Source organism: Janthinobacterium sp. NFX145 (assembly GCF_049810325.1).
GTDB lineage: Bacteria > Pseudomonadota > Gammaproteobacteria > Burkholderiales > Burkholderiaceae_D > Janthinobacterium > Janthinobacterium rivuli.
In genome coordinates this window covers 6,042,171-6,059,878 of the sequence record NZ_CP187360.1, presented here as the reverse complement: position 1 = coordinate 6,059,878, position 17,708 = coordinate 6,042,171, and the positions used below count along the sequence as shown (strand labels likewise).

Below are 17,708 nucleotides of genomic sequence, written 5' to 3'. Positions count from 1 at the left end.
GCAGGCATGAATAAAAATGCGCTATGCCGGCAGTGTGTACTGCTGCTGGCATAGCGCATTACGAATCAAGCGCTGTAGCTTAGAGTCTTAGGCCGCGTGTTTTGTTCCGTCAGCCAGTACCGCCAATAATCTCGCCTTATCCTGGCGATACGTGGCGACGGCCGCTTCCTTGACGTGGCCGAAGCCGCGGATTTTCTCGGGCAGGGTCGCCAGTTCCACGCAGGTGGCCAGGTTCTCGGCCGTCAGGTTGACCAGCAGGCCGGCCAGCAGTTCGCGGTATTCGACGATGAGGGCGCGTTCCATCTTGCGCTCAGCCGTATAACCGAAGACGTCGAAGGTGCCGCCGCGCAAGCCCTTGGCTTTCGCCAGCAGCTTGAAGGCGCGCCACATCCAGGAACCGAACTCCGCTTTTACCAAATGCCCTTTCGCATCTTTCTTCGCGAACAGTGGTGGTGCCAGGTTGAATTTCACGGAGAAATTACCTTCGAATTGCTGCTGCAATTGCTCCACGAAACGGCCATCCGTGTACAAACGCGCCACTTCGTATTCATCCTTGTAGGCCAGCAACTTGAAATAGCTTTTCGCCACGGCGGTCGACAATTTCTGTCCCAGTCCCAGGGTGTTTTCGCGGTCGCGCACCTGTTTCACCAAAGTGGAATAACCATCCGCATACGCGGCATTTTGATACGCGGTGAGGAACTCCACTCTTTTCTTGATGACGCTGTCGAGGCTTTGCGGCATTTGCACGATGATCGCTTGCGACGGCGTGGCGATCTGCGTGACCTTGCGCACGTCGACGGCGGCGCGGCGGCCCCACAGGAAACTCTTCTTGTTCGAATCGATGCCCACGCCATTGAGTTCAATGGCGCGCAGCAAGGCCGCTTCCGTCAGCGGGATGCGGCCTTTTTGCCAGGCGTAGCCGAGCATGAACAGGTTGGCGGCGATCGAGTCGCCCATCAGCGCGGTGGCTAATTTTGTCGCGTCGATGAAGTCGGCCGCGTCCGCGCCGCCGACGGATTCCTCGATCAGCTGGCGTACTTCCGCCGTCGGATATTGCCAGTCGGCATTCTGCGCAAACGTGCCCGGCGGCTGCTCGTGCAGGTTGACGACGGCCAGGCTGCGGCCCGGACGCATTTTTGACACGGCATCCTGCGCGCCGGCCGTCAGCATGTCGCAGCCCAGAATCAGGTCCGCTTCGCCGGTGGCGATGCGCTGTGCGCGGATGTGTGCCGGGGAGCGCGCGATTTTCACGTGCGAGGTGACGGAACCGTTCTTTTGCGACATGCCCGTCATGTCCAGCACGGATGCGCCCTTGCCTTCCAGGTGGGCCGCCATGCCCATCAGGGCGCCGACGGTGATGACGCCCGTGCCGCCGATGCCGTTGATGAGGATGTTGTACGGCGCGTCGCAGGCGGGCAGGACGGGTTCCGGCAAGGGGCCGAAGTTGTCCGTCTCGCCCGCTTTGCTGGCACCCGTCTTGGTCTTCTTCAGGCTGCCGCCTTCGACCGTGACGAAGCTGGGGCAAAAACCCTTGGCGCACGAGTAATCCTTGTTGCACGAGGATTGGTCGATGGTGCGCTTGCGGCCAAATTCCGTTTCTTTCGGCAGGATCGACACGCAGTTCGATTGCACGCCGCAATCGCCGCAGCCTTCGCAGACGGCGTCGTTGATGACCATGCGTTTGGCCACGTCCGGATACTCGCCCTTTTTGCGGCGCCGGCGTTTCTCGGCCGCGCAGGTCTGGTCGTAGATCAGCACGGACACGCCTTGGACTTCGCGCAATTCGCGCTGCACGGCATCCATGTCCTTGCGGTCATGCAAGGTCAGGTGGGCGGGCAGGTTGCTGCGGTCGCTGTAGCGGCTCAGGTCTTCCGTGACCAGCGCGATGCGGGCGATGCCTTCGGCCGCCACCTGCTGCGCCATCATCGGCACGGTGATGAGGCCGTCGACGGGCTGGCCGCCCGTCATGGCGACGGCGTCGTTGTAGAGAATCTTGTAAGTAATGTTCACCTTGGCCGCCTGCGCGGCGCGAATGGCCAGGTACCCTGAATGGAAATACGTGCCGTCGCCCAGATTCTGGAACACGTGCGGCAGTTCGGAAAACGCGGCCTGGCCTATCCACGGCGCGCCTTCGCCGCCCATGTGCGTGGTCAGCTTGTTCATTTCCGGGTAGATCGACGTGGCCATCACGTGGCAGCCGATGCCGGCCAGCGCCAGACTGCCCTCGGGTACTTTGGTCGACGTGTTGTGCGGGCAGCCGGAGCAGTAAAACGCGGGGCGGAACGGCGTATTCACGGCTTTCTTTAATACCGCATCCTTGGCGTCGAGGAAACTGAGTCGAGCCTTGATCAGGTCGCACGTGACGGGGTCGGAAATCAGGCGCGCGATGCGGCTGGCGATGACTCTTGCCACTTGCGAGACGGAAAAATCCGCCTTCGACGTCAGCAGCCATTCGCCGCGCGGCGCCACCCATTCGCCCTTTTCGTCGAATTTGCCGATGACTCTAGGGCGCACGTCGTCGCGCCAGTTGTAGAGTTGTTCTTTCAACTGGTATTCGACGATCTGGCGTTTTTCTTCGACGACGAGAATTTCATCGAGACCTTGCGCGAATTCGCGCACGCTGTCCGGTTCCAGCGGCCACGGCATGGCCACCTTGAACAGCCGCATGCCCACGTCGGCTGCCATCTGCTCATCGATGCCCAGCTCTTCCAGCGCTTCGAGCACGTCCAGGTAGGACTTGCCGGATGCGATGATGCCCAGCTTGGCGTTCGGGCTGTCGATGGTGGTGTGGTTGAGCTTGTTTTCGCGCGCGTAGGCCAGGGCTGCATAGATCTTGTAGTCCTGCATCAGCGCTTCCTGGTTGCGCGCCTGCTGGCCCAGCGGGATGCTCGACAGGCGCGCGTTCAGGCCGCCTTCTGGCATGATGAAATCCTGCGGAATCTTCACTTCCACGCGGAACGGGTCGGCATCGATGGAGGCCGACGATTCGACCGTGTCGGCCAGGGCCTTGAAGGCCACCGTGCAGCCGGAAAAGCGCGACATGGCCCAGCCGTGAATGCCCAGGTCCAGGTATTCCTGCACATTGCACGGATACAGGACGGGAATCATCGAGGCGGAGAACAAATGGTCGGACTGGTGCGGCAGGGTCGACGAATACGCGCCATGATCGTCGCCGGCCACCAGCAGCACGCCGCCCAGTTTCGACGTTCCCGCATGGTTCATGTGCTTGAAGACATCGCCGCAGCGGTCCACGCCAGGGCCCTTGCCGTACCACATGGCGAACACGCCGTCGTACTTGGCCGGGCCGATCAGGTCGACTTGCTGCGAACCCCAGACGGCCGTGGCGGCCAGGTCTTCATTGACGCCGGGCACGAACTGCACGTGGTGCGCTTCCAGCTGTTTCTTGGCTTTCCACAGGTTCTCGTCGAGGCCGCCCAGGGGCGATCCCCGGTAGCCGGAGATGAAGCCGGCCGTGTTGAGGCCAGCGGCCTGGTCGCGCAGGCGCTGCATCATGGGCAGACGCACGAGGGCCTGGATGCCGGACAGGAAGATGGCGCCGGAAGTGGCCGTGTATTTGTCGTCGAGGCTGACGGTGGTCAAACGGGAAGGTTCAAGCGGTGTAGATGGCGCGGCACCGGCGTTTCTAGCGAACGCTGCGGAGCCGTTTTCCGTGGTCACGGACATGGCTGTCTCCAAAAGGGTGTTTCAGATAACGGCTGTACAAGGGGCGCGCCCGGTAAGGCGCGTGCTGTGCAGACGGGATGGCCGCGTGTGGGCGGCATATAACTATTTTAAATTTAAAATAGTTAATGTGGTCAGTGTAGAACGAGTCAGGGGAGGGGGCAAATACGCTTTGCCGATGGGGGTATAAGAAATACTTATGCCATGGGCGAGAGCACGTTCGCCCCCACCCAGCGCCCGCTGCCGCACAGCTCGGCGGCCACTTGCAGCACGAGGTTTTTCACGGCGTTGCCTGCATTCGTCAGCGGGATATTTTTCGACGCGCACAGGGCCACCGTACGCGACAGGACGGGGCTGTGGATGGCGAAGCTGCGCATGGCGCCGCTGTCGAGTTCGGCCAGCAGGGGCGCGGCCGGCAGGATGGTGGCGCCCATGCCGGCCAGGATGGCCGATTTCAGGATGGCGATCGAGTTGATCTCGATCACGTTCGCCGTTTCCAGGCCCAGTTCGCGCGCGCGGCTGTCGATGCGCGGGCGCACGCCATGCTGCAGGCCCGGCAGGATCAGGGTGGCGCTCAGGGCTTGCTGGAACGACACGGCATGGCCGGCGGGCGCGAATGGCGAATCGCTGCGGCAAATAAAACGCATCTCTTCTTCCACCAGCGGGCTGCAGGCAAACGGCGTCAGCTGGCCGTCGTCGAACAGCACGGCCAGGTTGATGCGGCCCGATTTGAGCTGTTCATTGAGGTTGCCCGTGATTTCTTCCGTCAGTTGCAGGGTGATTTCAGGGTAGCGTTCGCGCGCGGCCAGCAGCAGGGGCAGGGCCAGGGCGCCGGAAATGCTGTGCGGCAAGCCCAGTGTGACATTGCCGGACGGCCGCGTGGCGCTTTGCGTGACGGCCGAGCGGGCGTCGGCCACCTGTTTCAGGATCGCTTGCGCATGCTCGTAAAAGACCTTGCCCGCGTCCGTGCTGAGCACGCCCTGGGCCGAGCGGTGCAGCAGCTGCACGCCCAGCTCCTCTTCCAGCTGGCGCAGCTGCTGCGTCAGGGCCGGCTGCGCCACGTGCAGGACCAGGGCCGCGCGCGACAGCGAGCCGTGGTCGACGATGGCAACAAAGTAGCGTAATTGGCGCAGTTCCATGGGGTCCAAGAGCGGTGCGTTGAGGGTGCGTTGAGCGGAAAAAACCGGGTGTTGCGCCACGGCGCCGAACGCGGCCAGCAGAATAACAATTTTGTTATACTCATTCTAGCGCCTTCGGTGCTCCAGCCGCGTATTTGTGGGATGACAGCATGCTCAAGAAAGTTGATTCGTCTCAATTAAAAGTGGGCATGTACATTCATGACCTCAGCTGCGACTGGATGACGCATCCCTTCGTGCGCAACCGTTTCCTGTTGCGCAGCGACGATGAGATCCGCAAGATCGTGCAGGCCGGCATCCATGACGTGGTGATCGACAGCGGCAAGGGTCTCGACGTGCAGGACGCGCCCACCGTGGCGCAGGCGCGCGCCGAGACGGAGCGCGAACTGGTGCAGATCGCCGCGGCGCCGCAAGTGGTCACGCGCGTGTCGCTGGGCATGGAGCTGGCGCGCGCCACGCAGGTGCGGCGGCAGGCGGCTAGCCTGGTGCGCACGGTGATGGCCGACGTGCGCCTGGGCAAGGCGGTCGAGCTCGACCGCGTGCAGCACACGGTGCAAGACATCACCGAATCGATCCTGCGCAATCCTGGCGCCCTCGTCGGCTTATTGCGCATCAAGAGCAAGGATGACTACACCTTTTTGCATTCCGTCAGCGTATGTGCGCTGCTGGTGGCGTTTTGCCGCTCGCGCGGCATCGATGCGGCCACCACGCACCAGGCCGGCCTCGGTGGCTTGCTGCACGACACGGGCAAGGCCCTGGTGCCCGACAGCGTGCTGAACAAGCCCGGTCCCTTGACGCCGGAAGAATTTGCCCTGATCAAGCGCCATCCGCGCGACGGCTACGACATCCTGCGCCAGTCGCCCGAGGTGGGCGCGATTCCCCTCGACATCGCCTTGCATCACCACGAACGGCGCGACGGCAGCGGCTATCCCGACCAGCTGGCCGGCGACGCCATCAGCGAGCTGGCGCAGATGGCCGCCATCGTCGACGTGTATGACGCGCTGACGTCGGACCGCAGCTACCACAAGGGCATCCCCGCCGCCGAAGCCCTGCGCAAGATCTATGAATGGAGCAAATTCCATTTCAACCCCGTGTTCGCGCAGGATTTCATGCGCTGCGTGGGCATCTATCCGGTCGGCACCATGGTGATGCTGGAATCGGGCCGCCTGGCCGTCGTTGTCGAGGCACACGAAAGCAATCTGCTGGCGCCGAAGGTGAATGTGTTTTTCAGTACGAAGAGCAAGACTTACATCAAGCCGGAAACGGTCGACCTGTCGCGCGGCTTCGGTTTTGGCGGCGCCGACAAGATCGTCGGCCATGAGTCGGCCGCCAAGTGGCAGGTCGATCCCATGCGCTTTTTATCGCTGGCGGATGCCTAGAAGAATTCTGCCGTATCGTTCGAGGTAATGGTGGTTAACAGACCTTTGGACACCAGCTCGTCGTAATGGCAGGCCAGGTTGCGGCCATGGCTCTTGGCGTAATACAGGGCCTGGTCGGCGCGGCCGAGGATGATGACGGGCGCCTCGTAGGCGTTGATGCTGACGAAGCCCACGCTGACGGTCACTCTGCCCACTTGCGGGAAGTCGTGCGCTTCGACGTTGGTGCGGAAGCGGTCGATGATTTTCTGCGCATTTTCCAGGGTGATCGAGCGCAGCAGCACGACGAATTCCTCGCCGCCGAAGCGGAAGATGCGGTCTTGCGAGCGGAACGACGATTGCAGCTGGTTGGCGATCAGGATCAGCACTTCATCGCCATACAGGTGGCCAAATTTATCGTTGACCAGTTTGAAATGATCGACGTCGATCACGGCCAGCCATTGCCGTTCCGTGTCCGTATGGTGGCGCCGTTCTTCATCGACGGGCCGCGGCTTCTCCGCTTCCGGTTCGCCGCGGCTTTGCAGGATTTTCGCCAGCTGGTCGTCGAAGGTCTTGCGGTTCAACAAGCCGGTGAGCGAATCGCGTTCGCTGTAGTCGAGCAGGTTCTGGAAATTGCGGTACACGCTGACGATGCCGCCGATCACTTGGATGGTGGCGCCCGTGTACGGCGTGGGGTTGGTGATTTCCAGGCAGGTGGTGACCTGGTCGCCGATCCAGATGGGCAGCCACAGCAGGTGGCGGCCGTCGGCGCACAGGGTGTCGGCGCTTGCTTCATGGCGCTTGATGCAGGCGGCCAAGGCCGGATAGTCCGACAGCGGTTCGCCCGGCAGGGTAGGGTCGATATGCTCTTCCATGCGGGCCACGCTGCCCGCCACGATGATGGCCCGCGACCGCACGAACACCTGGCCACGCACGGTGGTCAGGGCCAGCACACGGGTCTGCGACGCGGCAGCGAGTTCCTGGACCGCCGAGATCACGGAGATGTCGAGCATCGTGTGGTCGCGGTGCCCGGTCATGTCCACCATGTGTTTCAGTAGGGAATCCATTGTCGATCTCTGGAAAGTAGTCACACAAGTGTCGTCATAGCAGCATTGCATCAAGCAAGAGCATGTTCGCGTCCGTCTACAAGAAGCCAAGATTTATTTGGTGGCATGACGCTCTGTACCACCGGGCGAGAGGCCTTTCCAAAGAAGAGCTAAGCAGGATAATGTCTTTTTGCCTAATAGGCAATTAACGTATGCAATATTTCATGTAAATACATGAGATTCATGCACTGCATTGCAAAAAACTTGCCCTGACGAAGGCTTTCAATCCGGATCGCAACATTTGTTTGCGCCAGCCGCCATTTCACCAGAGTTTGATAATTTCCATGTGGAAACTTGTGGCGCGTCAATTTGCCAAAACGTGGACGCTTTATAGTCAATGTAATGGCGCAGAAATTTACGGCAGGAAACATATTAGCAGGAAAGGGCAATGTTTCACACCCGATTGCGCCAGGGACTTGTGATTCACTTTTGGGAGCTTGTCATGCATACCTTCCTGTCGGCAGTACAGCAGTTTGTCAAGGATGAGGATGGCATTACGGCAATCGAATACGGCCTGATTGCGGCGTTGATGGCTACCGCCATCACGGCCGGTTTCTTGCTGATCAAGACCAACTTGCTGGCCGTCCTCACCGACATTTCGTCGAACCTGGTGTTGACGCCCTAAGCGGGTGCCCGCCGCTGGCCGGCCAGTGGCGGGTTTTTTTCGGGAGGTGTGCCATGCCTGCAACTGCCTTGTGCGATTTGCTGTTGCTGTGCTTCGTGACGGGAGCCGCCGTCAGTGATTTGATCCGCCGCAAGATTCCGAATTGGCTGGTGTTGTCCGGCATCCTCGCCGCGCTGGCCGTGCACCTGTGGCTGTGGCCGCAAAACGTGCTGCCGCTGTGGCTGGGCGGCATGGCGACGGGCTTTTTTCTCTTTTTACCCTTGTACGTGCTGCGCGGCATGGCCGCCGGCGACGTCAAGCTGATCGCCATGGCGGGCGCCTTTGCCGGTCCCTGGCCCGTGCTGCAAATCTGTTTCGCCACGTTTGTCCTGGGCGGCCTGATGGCCGTGCTGATGATCACGTACCAGGGCAAGTGGCGCGCCTGCCTGGTCAATCTGCGCCAGCTGCTGTGGCCGATGATCGCGCGCATGGCCGGCATTCCCCTGGCGCCTAACGCACTGGGCAGTGGCGCCAGCGTGGGCAACATGCCGTACGGACTGGCCATTGCGCTGGGCTGCCTGCTGGTGCAAGGGCGGCATTATTTCTGATTGGTATTCATTGCTCTGAATCAATGGGCAGCTATGCCCGCTCGCTAGAATGAATTCTGTTCAATGCAGACTAAACCGGCTAGGAGACGCAGCATGACCGAGGTCGACTATTCCCTGAGCACCGACAGCACGCCGCGTCCTGCCGATGCGAACCTGATGCCGCCCCTGCCGCCGCAGCCGAAGAGCTTGCGCGAAACGGGACTCGAGCGGCCGCTGGTCGTCGAACTGATCGCCAAGCTGATGTTTGTGGGTGGCAAGACGCATTTGTCCGCGCTGACGACGCGCTTGCGCCTGTCGATCAATGTCTTGCGCGAAGTGCTCGATTTCATGGTGGCCGAGCAGATGGCCGAAGTGGCCTGGCGCGGCGAATCCGATATCGATGTGCAGTACCAGCTGACGGGCGCCGGCAAGCAGCGCGCCAGCGCTTTTCTTGAGCGCTGCGCATATATCGGCGCCGCGCCCGTCACGCTGGAAGCGTACCGCGCCATGGTGGCGCGCCAGTCGTGGCAGGCGCAGGAACAGCGCGTCGGCAGCGACGACCTGGCGGCCGTGCTCGGTGGCGCCCATGCGGGGCCGGGCATGCTCGACGTGGTGGGAGCTGCCCTGCATTCGGGACGCTCGCTGCTGCTGTATGGTCCGCCCGGCAGCGGCAAGTCGACCCTGGCGCTGCAGCTGGGACAATTGCTGCACGGTCTAGTCGCCGTGCCGTACGCCATCGTCGTCGGCCACGACATCATCCAGTTGTACGATCCGGCCCAGCACCTGCCGCCCGCGCCGCAGCACGTCAGCCATGCGCGCCAGGCGCTGGAGCGGCGCAGCACGGATATCCGCTGGGTGCTGTGCCAGCGCCCGGTGATTCACGTGGGCGCCGAGCTCGACGCCGGCATGCTGGAACTGCGGCATGACGCCAGCGGTGGCTGCTACCAGGCGCCGCCGCATGTGCGGGCCAACAATGGCATGCTGATCATCGACGACCTGGGCCGCCAGCGCCTGGGCGCGCCGGAATTGCTGACGCGGCTGATGCAGCCGCTGGCGCGCGGCAGCGATCAGCTGGGTCTGCCCGGCGGGGTGCAGATCAGCGTGCCGTTCGACAATGCCCTCGTGCTGGCCACGAACCTGCCGCCGGGCGAACTGTTTGACGCCGCCTTGCTGCGCCGCATCGGCTACAAGGTGCAGGTGGGGCCGCTGGCCGAGAGCGCCTATCGCGCCCTGTTCCGCCAGCAATGCCGGCTGGCCGGCATAGCCATCGACGAACTGGCCGTCAATCATCTGCTGCAGCTGCATGGCGCGCAGGGACGGCCCTTGCTGGCCAGCTATCCGCAGGAATTGCTGGCGCGCATAGGCGACTTCGCCGGCTTTGCCGGCTGCGAGCCGCGCCTGACGCTGGCCGCCCTGGAGCAGGCCTGGGGCAGCCTGTTTGCCAGCTGCGACATGCCGGCCGCCAGCCTGTGCGAGCGTATCGCATGAAAAACCGGCGCGCCCTCCTGATGATGGGCCTGGCGGTCGTGCTGGGTCTGCTGGCCGTGCTGCTGGCCTCGCACTGGCTGCTGCGCCAGACGCCGGCCGGCAAGGGCAAGATCGTCGTGGCCGCCAGCGATGTCAACCTGGGCCAGCGCCTGACGCCCGAGATGCTGCGCCTGGCCGAGTGGCCGGCGGAAAGCTTGCCGCAGGGCGCGCTGCAAGACCCTGCAAAGCTGGCGGGACGGGTGCTGAAAACCAGCGTGCTGCGCGGCGAGCCGCTGAGCGAAGCCAAGCTGGCGCCGGCCGGCACCCTGGGCGGCCTGTCGGCGCTGATCACGGAAGGGCGGCGCGCCATCACCGTGCGCGTCAACGACGTGATCGGCGTGGCCGGCTTCGCCTTGCCGGGCAACTATGTCGACATCATCGTGAGCACCCAGCAAGATGCCGGCGACCGCGCGTTTCCGCAAAGCCGCAACATTTCCAAGATCGTGCTCGAACGCATCCTCGTGCTGGCCGTGGCGCAGGAAGTGGGGCGCGACGAGACCAAGCCGCGCGTGGTCAATGCGGTGACCCTGGAAGTGACGCCGGAACAGGCGGAAAACCTGGACCTGGCGCGCAGCGTGGGCAGCCTGTCGCTGGTGCTGCGCAACCAGGTTGACCCGCAGCCGGGCGTGACGGCGGGCGCCACCAAGCTGACCCTGCTGGGCGGACCGCACGAAGCTGACGAAGCTGTTCCTGCCGCCGCACCCGTGCTGGCCGCAGCGCCGCGCGCGGTACGCGTGGCGAAGGCGCCGCCGGAAGCGACGCGCCAGTGCAGCGGCGTCATCGACGGGACGCGCCAGTCGCGCGAATGTTTTTAGCCAACCATGGACACGCTCATGAACCGCGCCCTGTTGATACTGTTCTGCCTGCTGTCGCCGCTGGCCGGCGCGGCGGCCGATTCTGGTCCGCGCTGCGGCGGTGAAGCGGCCTCGCCCGGCAATTTGCAGCTGCAGGTGGGCAAGTCGAGCATGCTGCGCCTGCCTGAAGCCGTGCAGCAGCGCAGCGTCGGCAACCCGGCCGTGGTGCAAGCCATGCTGGTCGCGCCCGACACCTTGTATGTGGTCGGCGTCGAGGTGGGCAGCACGAACATGATCATCCAGGGCCGAAGCGGCGTGTGCAGCGTGGTGAACGTCAGCGTCAGCATGGACCCGGCCGGCTTGCAAGCGACTCTGGCGGCCCTGATGCCGGAAGAAAAAGCCATCCGCGTCACGGCCGTGGCCGACACCCTGGTGCTGTCGGGCACGGTGCAGGATGCGGGCGCCGTGCTGCGCGCCGTTGAGCTGGCGCACGCCTATGTGCGCCGCGCTACAGTGCCGCTGGCGCTGCCCAAGCCTGCCGATGGCGCCGCCATGCCACTTGCCGCCACGGCGCCCGGTGGCGGCGCGGGTGGCGCGAACAGCCGCATCATCAACATGCTCGACGTCAGCGCGCCGCAGCAGGTGATGCTGGCCGTGCAGATCGCCGAAGTGTCGAAGTCGCTGCTGGAACGGCTGGAAGTGGGCGCCACCCTGCGCTTCGCTTCCGGCAGCTGGGCCACCACCTTGCTGTCGAATTTCCTCAGTGGCACGGCCAATGGCTTGCTCGACGTGCGCAAGTCGAATGGCCGCCAGCAACTGACCATCGAGGCGCAGAAACAGGATGGCCTGGTGCGCATTCTGGCCGAGCCGACGGTGATGGCGATCAGCGGGCAGGAGGGCAGTTTTCTGGCTGGCGGCAAGATCTTCATTCCCGTCGGCCAGGACAACAACAAGATCACCCTGGAAGAGCGCGAATACGGCGTCGGCCTGCGTTTTACGCCGACCGTGCTGTCGGGCGGGCGCATCAATTTGAAGGTGGCGCCGGAAGTGTCGGAACTGTCGCGCGAGGGGGTGGGCATTTCCGCCGCCGGCGTCAGCGGACGTTCTATTTTGCCCGTCATCACCACGCGGCGCGCCTCGACCACGGTGCAGCTGTACGACGGCCAGAGCTACGCCATCGGCGGCCTCATCAAGAACAACCAGGTGAGTAACATCACGGGCGTGCCCTGGCTCAGCGAAGTGCCTATCCTCGGTGCGCTGTTTCGCAGCACGGATTTCCAGAATGACCGCACGGAATTGCTGTTCGTCATTACCGCGCATCTGGTGAAACCCTTGCCGGCCGATGCCGTGCTGCCGACGGCGCAGCTGGCGCCGCCATCGCGCATGGACTTGATGTTGGGCGGCAAGATGGAAGGCACGCTGGCGCCGCCGTCCGTGCCGCCGTCGGTACCAGCACCGCGCGCGGCCAACGGTTTCGAGTTGAAATGAAATGGGGAGATACGCCATGCCGAACGCGTTCCTGACATCGCTGCGGCGCTTGGCCGCCCTGGCCCTGGCCTTGCAGCTGGCCGCCTGCGCGCACGGCAGCACGCCGCAGCTGGACCGGCGTTTCGGCGACGCCGTGCGCCTGTCCATGGCGCAGCAGGTGCGCGATCCGGCCAGCGCCGGCAATCGCACGCCGGCCGATGGCCTTGACGGACCCAGCGCGCACGCCGTCATGCAGCGCTACCGCGCGTCGTTTGCCGAACCGAATGCCCAGGCGCCGCAGCCGGTGCAATTCATGCTGGGAGGCGGCAGTGGCAAATAGACGCCAGCGCGGGGCGATGCTGATCGCCTTTTCCATCCTGCTCATCGTGGTGCTGGGCTTTATCGGCCTGGCCCTCGATGTGGGGCAAGTCATCGGCCGCAAGACGGAACTGCAAAACCTGGCCGACAATGCGGCGATGGCGGCCGCCGCGGAACTGGTGGGCACGCCCGAGGGCTTGCTCGCTGCCGTGGAAAAAGCCAAGGGCAGCGCGGCCGACCGCAGCGCATGGCGCCGCCGCATGCAGGGCGCCATCCTGTCGGACGCCAGCATCCGCTTCGCCAGCACCCCCGACGCGCCCGCCAGCGGGTGGCATGCGGCGGGCGCCGTGCCCGACGCCGCCACGGCGCTGTTCGTGCGCGTCGATACGCAGGCCAATATACCCTCGCTGGGGCGGGTGGCGACGGCGTTTCTCGGCGCCTGGTCGCCGACGCTGCGCACCCTGGACACGGGCGCGCGCGCCGTGGCCGGGCGCACCAGCTTGCAACTGACGCCGCTGGCCGTCTGCGCGCTGTCGGCCAGCGCGGCCAGCCCGCGCACGAATGCGGCGCTGCTGCCGGCCGTCGAGTTGCTGGAATATGGCTTTCGCCGCGGCGTGGCGTATAACCTGTTGAAACTCAATCCGAACGGCCCGGCGGCCGAACATTTCGTGCTCAATCCACTGGGCCAGCCGGGCGTGGTGGGAGTGTCGCAGCAGGTCGGCGAAGCGAGCGTGCTGCCGTTCGTCTGCAGCGGCACGGTGCAGTATCCGCGCATCGGCAGCGCCCAGGTGCACGTGCACCGGCCGTTTCCCGCCGCGCTGTGGACGGCTTTCAATGCGCGCTTCAACCAGCATGCGGGCAGCGGCTGCCATGCCGTCACGGCGCCGCCCGACACGAATATCCGCGCCTATCCGAATACGGCCGTGAGCTGGTGGATGACCAACGCGCCCGATGCGCCCAGCGCCCTGAGCACGGGCAATCCGCTGCTGTCCGTGGCCGATCCGGAGTCGAACGCGACGCCGCCCGCCGTCGGCAGTTATGGGCCGCTGTGGTCGTTTTCCAGGGCGGCCAGGTACAGCAACCCGAAGCCGGCCGGTGGCTATCTGCCGTTTGCCACCAGCGACTGGCCCAAGCTGTATCCGGCCAGCCCGGCCGCGCCGGCCGCCAAGTCCGGCTACCCTGCCACGCCGCCCTACCAGACGCTGGGCTTCCAGACGGCGCCGACCGGCAACACGGGCGTGGCGCAGCGGCGCCTGCTGCACATCCCCCTGCTGGCCTGTCCCGTGCCGGCCGGCGGCGACGTGCTGGCGCAGGTGCGCGGCATCGGCCGCTTCTTCATGACGGCGCCGGCCAGCAATGGCGTATTGAGCGCCGAATTTGCCGGCCTGGTGGAAGAGGGCACGCTGGCCGGTCCCGCGGAGCTGCTGCGATGAAGCCGCCCTGCCGCGCCGCGCGCCGCCAGGGTGGCGTCGCCGCCATCGAGCTGGCGCTGATCCTGCTGTTTTTCATGGCGCTGCTGCCCTTCGTGCTGCTGTTCGGCCGCGCGCTGCTGGTGTACACGGCACTGCAAAAAAGCGCGCACGATGCGGCGCGCTACATGGCGACCATGCCGCTGCCGCAGATGGGCAAGTTCGACACGGCGAGCCTGGGCGCCGCGCTGGCGCGCGAGATGGTGGCCGAGGCGATGGCGGAAAGCTGGCCGGACATCAACCCCGCATGGGTCAATGTGGATTGCGTGTACGCCGACGATTCCTATGCCTGCGGCAGCTACGCGACGGCGCCGCTGCAGGTGCGCATCAAGGTCACCGCCGACATGCCGGTGGATTTCCTGCCTGCGCTGACCCGCAAGTGGCTGCCGCAACTGGCGCCGATTCCCTTGCGCGCCAACGCGACCTTGCGCTATGTGCATTGACCCGCACCGTCGCCGGCAGCGTCAGCGCGGCGTCTTCGCCGTCGAATTCGCCATGCTGGCGCTGCTGTTCTTCCTGTTCCTGTTCGCCATGCTGGAAATGGCGCGCGCCGTGTACGTGTGGAACATGGTGCATGAGATTACCCGGCGCGCGGCGCGTGCCGCCGCCGTCACCGATTTCAGCAATGCCGGCGCCTTGCAGGCCGTGCGCACGCAAGCCGTGCTGCGCGCCACGCCGGGCACGCTGCCGCTGGGCGGCGGCATCGGTGACGCGCATGTGCGCATCGATTATTTGTCGGAAAGCGCGGGCGGCGCCGCGCTGGCGGCCGTGCCGGTAACGGTGCTGCCGGGGTGCCCGCAGCGTAACCGCATCAATTGCCTGGACGATCCGCATGGCGCCAGCTGCATCCGCTTCGTGCGCGCGCGCCTGTGCCAGCCCGGCGACGGCGCGCGCTGTGAGCGCGTGCCCTACCGGCCCGTGCTGCCGCTGCTGGGGATGATGTTTCCCTCCGGCGCAGGCGCCATACGTTTGCCCAGCGGGACCACCATGGCGGTGGCCGAGTCGCTGGGCTATCCGGACAATCCCGGCTTTTGTCCATGAGCGCCAAGCCGCCGGCGCAGCCGAATGTAGTGCCTTGAATGAAGGAGGCGTGATGAAAGCCTTGATGATTACCCGTGACGCCAGCTTGCATGATGAAATCGCGGCGCAAGGCGCGGCCCGCATGCCCGTGCTGCGGCTGCTGGAGCGGCGCAGCGGCCTGCGCGACGCCGTCGAGCGCATGCTGCCCGAAGCGCCCGAACTGGTGATCGTCGACGCCAGCGGCATCGATGCCGACGAAGCCGACCTGCTTGAGCGCCTGGCGCGCCAGTATCCGCTGGCCGTGCTGATGCTGCTCACGCGCGGCCAGCAGCAGGATGTGCTGATCCGCGCCATGCGCGCCGGCATGCGCGAAGTGCTGCAGCTGCCGCTCGTGCACAAGGCCTTCCACGAGGCGATGGACCGGGTCGATATCCAGGCCGGCGTGACGCAGATGCGCGACGGTAAAGTGCTCGCCTTCATCTCGTGCAAGGGCGGCAGCGGCGCGACGTTTTTGTCGACGAATTTTTCGTATGCGCTGGCCAGCCTGGCCGGCTGCAAGGTGCTGCTGATCGACCTGCACGGCCAGTTCGGCGACGCCACTTTATACGTGTCGGACCAGAAGCCGGCCATGACCTTGTCCGACATCTGCGCGCAGATCGCGCGCATGGATGGCGCCTTTCTCGCCTCGTGCCTGGTGCACGTGACGCCGAATTTCGGCGTGCTGGCGGCGGCCGACGATCCCGCGCACAAGGTCGACATGCAGCCCGAGCACATGGACCGCATCCTGGCCGTGGCGCGCCAGCACTACGACTACATCGTGCTCGACGTGGGACGCCAGATCGATGCGCTGTCGCTGCGCGCGCTCGACAACGCCGACGCCATCTATCCGGTGCTGCAGCTGGCCTTGCCCGACATCCGCGACGGGCGCCGCCTGCTCGACATTTTCCGCTCGCTCGGCTATCCGGGAGAGCGCCTGCGCCTGATCGTCAACCGCTATGAAAAGGGCGGACGATTGCGTCTGGCGGACCTGGAGCAGGCGCTGGGCGCCGAAGTGGTGCACACGGTGCCCAACGATTACATCGCCGCCACCGATTCCGTCAACCAGGGCATTCCGCTGCTGCAGCTGTCGCGCACCAGCGCCGTGGCGCGCAGCCTGGCCGAGCTGGTGGAACTGGTGACGGCGCGCCGCGTGACGGAAAGCCGCGGCCTGTTCGACCGTTTGTTCAGCCGCAGCGAGGCCTAGGACCGCAATCGATGTCAAGGCTCCCGCCGGGAGCCATCATGGGAGCCAAGATGACTTTACGCGAACGCCTGGCGGCGAATGAAACGGTGCGCCCCGCCACCAATGCACAAGGCGCGCTGGCGCTGCACGCCTACCAGGAACTCAAAAAGACCATGCACCAGACGATACTCGACCGTATCGACCTGGAACGCTTGAAACGCCTGACGGCCGAGCAGTTCAAGCACGAGCTGGCGCTGCTGGTGCAGCGCGTGATCGAGGAAGAGCGCATCGTCCTGAACCAGCACGAGCGGCATAGCCTGGTGCTCGACATCCAGCACGAGATGCTGGGCTTTGGCCCGCTCGAACCCTTGCTGGCCGATGCCAGCGTGTCCGATATCCTCGTCAATACCTGCGACAAGGTGTACGTGGAGCGGGGCGGGCGGCTGCAACTGACGGACGTGACCTTCCACGACAATGCGCACCTGATGAAGATCATCGAAAAGATCGTCTCGCGCGTGGGCCGGCGCGTCGACGAATCGAGCCCGATGGTCGACGCGCGCCTGCCCGATGGCTCGCGCGTGAATGCCATCATTCCGCCGCTGGCCGTCGATGGCCCGATCCTGTCGATCCGGCGCTTTGCCGTGCAGCCTTTGACGATCGCCAATCTGCTCGATTACAAAAGCCTGACGCCGCCCATGGTGCAGGTGCTGCAGGCGCTGGGCCAGGCCAAGGTCAACATCCTGATCTCGGGCGGCACGGGCAGCGGCAAGACGACCCTGCTCAACGTGCTGTCCGGCTTCATCCCCGGCAGCGAGCGCATCGTCACCATCGAGGATGCGGCCGAACTGGCACTGCGCCAGCCGCACGTGGTGCGCCTGGAAACGCGTCCGCCGAATATCGAGGGCAAGGGCGAAGTGAGCCAGCGCGCGCTGGTGCGCAATGCGCTGCGCATGCGGCCCGACCGCATCATCCTGGGCGAGGTGCGCGGCGCCGAGGCGCTCGACATGCTGCAGGCGATGAACACGGGCCATGAAGGGTCGCTGGCGACCATCCACTCGAACACGGCGCGCGACGCGCTGGCGCGGCTGGAAAACATGGTCGGCATGGCCAGCGTGAACCTGACGCCGCGCGCCACGCGCCAGCAGATCTGTTCGGCCGTGACGGTGGTGATGCAAGTGTCGCGCCTGACGGACGGCGCGCGCAAGCTGGTCAGCCTGCAGGAGGTGACGGGCATGGAGGGCGACATCATCGCCATGCATGAAATCTTCCGCTTCGAGCAGACGGGTGTCGATGCCGACGGCAAGGTGCTCGGTCATTTTTGCGCCACGGGTGTGCGGCCCCGCTTCACGGAACGCCTGCGCATGTTCGGCGCGCCGGTACCCGATAGTGTTTTTGATCCGGACCGCATCTACGAATAGGAGT

General features: G+C 64.8%; 15 protein-coding genes. 12 read left to right on the top strand and 3 right to left on the bottom strand.

The features are described from left to right. Positions 1–87: 87 nt before the first annotated feature. The gene (locus tag ACPJXG_RS27210; RefSeq protein WP_425252858.1) at positions 88–3,684 is read right to left on the bottom strand and encodes an indolepyruvate ferredoxin oxidoreductase family protein; all 3,597 of its coding nucleotides are present in this window, start codon (positions 3,682–3,684) and stop codon (positions 88–90) included. Between the two features lie 194 nt (positions 3,685–3,878). Further along, on the bottom strand, positions 3,879–4,820 hold the full coding sequence (locus tag ACPJXG_RS27205) for a LysR substrate-binding domain-containing protein (protein ID WP_425252857.1): 942 nt from the start codon (positions 4,818–4,820) through the stop codon (positions 3,879–3,881). Between the two features lie 149 nt (positions 4,821–4,969). Between ACPJXG_RS27205 and ACPJXG_RS27200 the strand changes: the two genes are divergently transcribed. Next, positions 4,970–6,196, top strand: a complete 1,227-nt coding sequence (locus ACPJXG_RS27200; RefSeq protein ID WP_035823725.1) for an HD-GYP domain-containing protein — start codon at positions 4,970–4,972, stop codon at positions 6,194–6,196. Here the strand turns inward: ACPJXG_RS27200 and ACPJXG_RS27195 are convergent. Further along, positions 6,193–7,239: a GGDEF domain-containing protein gene (locus tag ACPJXG_RS27195; RefSeq protein WP_425252856.1), complete on the bottom strand. Its 1,047-nt coding sequence runs from the start codon at positions 7,237–7,239 to the stop codon at positions 6,193–6,195. The two genes, ACPJXG_RS27200 and ACPJXG_RS27195, sit on opposite strands and share 4 nt — an antisense overlap. 481 nt (positions 7,240–7,720) lie before the next feature. Between ACPJXG_RS27195 and ACPJXG_RS27190 the strand changes: the two genes are divergently transcribed. From ACPJXG_RS27190 to ACPJXG_RS27140, 11 genes are all read left to right on the top strand, one after another. Continuing rightward, the gene (locus ACPJXG_RS27190; RefSeq protein WP_034752975.1) at positions 7,721–7,903 is read left to right on the top strand and encodes a Flp family type IVb pilin; all 183 of its coding nucleotides are present in this window, start codon (positions 7,721–7,723) and stop codon (positions 7,901–7,903) included. Between the two features lie 53 nt (positions 7,904–7,956). Further along, positions 7,957–8,490 carry an A24 family peptidase gene (locus tag ACPJXG_RS27185; protein WP_099401208.1) on the top strand — a complete coding sequence of 178 codons (534 nt, stop codon included), beginning with the start codon at positions 7,957–7,959 and terminating at the stop codon, positions 8,488–8,490. A gap of 93 nt (positions 8,491–8,583) precedes the next feature. Beyond that, complete coding sequence (locus ACPJXG_RS27180; RefSeq protein ID WP_425252855.1) at positions 8,584–9,957, top strand: ATP-binding protein; 1,374 nt, start codon at positions 8,584–8,586, stop codon at positions 9,955–9,957. Further along, entirely contained in the window at positions 9,954–10,811 is an 858-nt protein-coding gene (cpaB, locus tag ACPJXG_RS27175) for a Flp pilus assembly protein CpaB (RefSeq protein WP_278317499.1), read from the top strand. Before ACPJXG_RS27180 ends, cpaB begins: the two co-directional genes overlap by 4 nt. A gap of 18 nt (positions 10,812–10,829) precedes the next feature. Next, complete coding sequence (locus ACPJXG_RS27170; protein WP_425252854.1) at positions 10,830–12,278, top strand: type II and III secretion system protein family protein; 1,449 nt, start codon at positions 10,830–10,832, stop codon at positions 12,276–12,278. A gap of 16 nt (positions 12,279–12,294) precedes the next feature. Continuing rightward, positions 12,295–12,597 (top strand): hypothetical protein, encoded by a 303-nt coding sequence (locus ACPJXG_RS27165; protein ID WP_425252853.1) that lies wholly within the window; start codon positions 12,295–12,297, stop codon positions 12,595–12,597. Next, positions 12,587–14,008: a pilus assembly protein TadG-related protein gene (locus ACPJXG_RS27160; protein WP_425252852.1), complete on the top strand. Its 1,422-nt coding sequence runs from the start codon at positions 12,587–12,589 to the stop codon at positions 14,006–14,008. The genes ACPJXG_RS27165 and ACPJXG_RS27160 overlap by 11 nt, the downstream gene beginning before the upstream one ends. Next, positions 14,005–14,487, top strand: a complete 483-nt coding sequence (locus tag ACPJXG_RS27155) for a TadE/TadG family type IV pilus assembly protein (RefSeq protein ID WP_099401213.1) — start codon at positions 14,005–14,007, stop codon at positions 14,485–14,487. The genes ACPJXG_RS27160 and ACPJXG_RS27155 overlap by 4 nt, the downstream gene beginning before the upstream one ends. After that, positions 14,477–15,085: a TadE/TadG family type IV pilus assembly protein gene (locus ACPJXG_RS27150; RefSeq protein WP_278317502.1), complete on the top strand. Its 609-nt coding sequence runs from the start codon at positions 14,477–14,479 to the stop codon at positions 15,083–15,085. Before ACPJXG_RS27155 ends, ACPJXG_RS27150 begins: the two co-directional genes overlap by 11 nt. Before the next feature lie 52 nt (positions 15,086–15,137). Next, positions 15,138–16,307, top strand: a complete 1,170-nt coding sequence (locus tag ACPJXG_RS27145; protein WP_402719953.1) for an AAA family ATPase — start codon at positions 15,138–15,140, stop codon at positions 16,305–16,307. A 50-nt stretch (positions 16,308–16,357) separates the two neighbouring features. Next, positions 16,358–17,704 carry a CpaF family protein gene (locus ACPJXG_RS27140; RefSeq protein ID WP_081922835.1) on the top strand — a complete coding sequence of 449 codons (1,347 nt, stop codon included), beginning with the start codon at positions 16,358–16,360 and terminating at the stop codon, positions 17,702–17,704. Positions 17,705–17,708 lie beyond the last annotated feature (4 nt).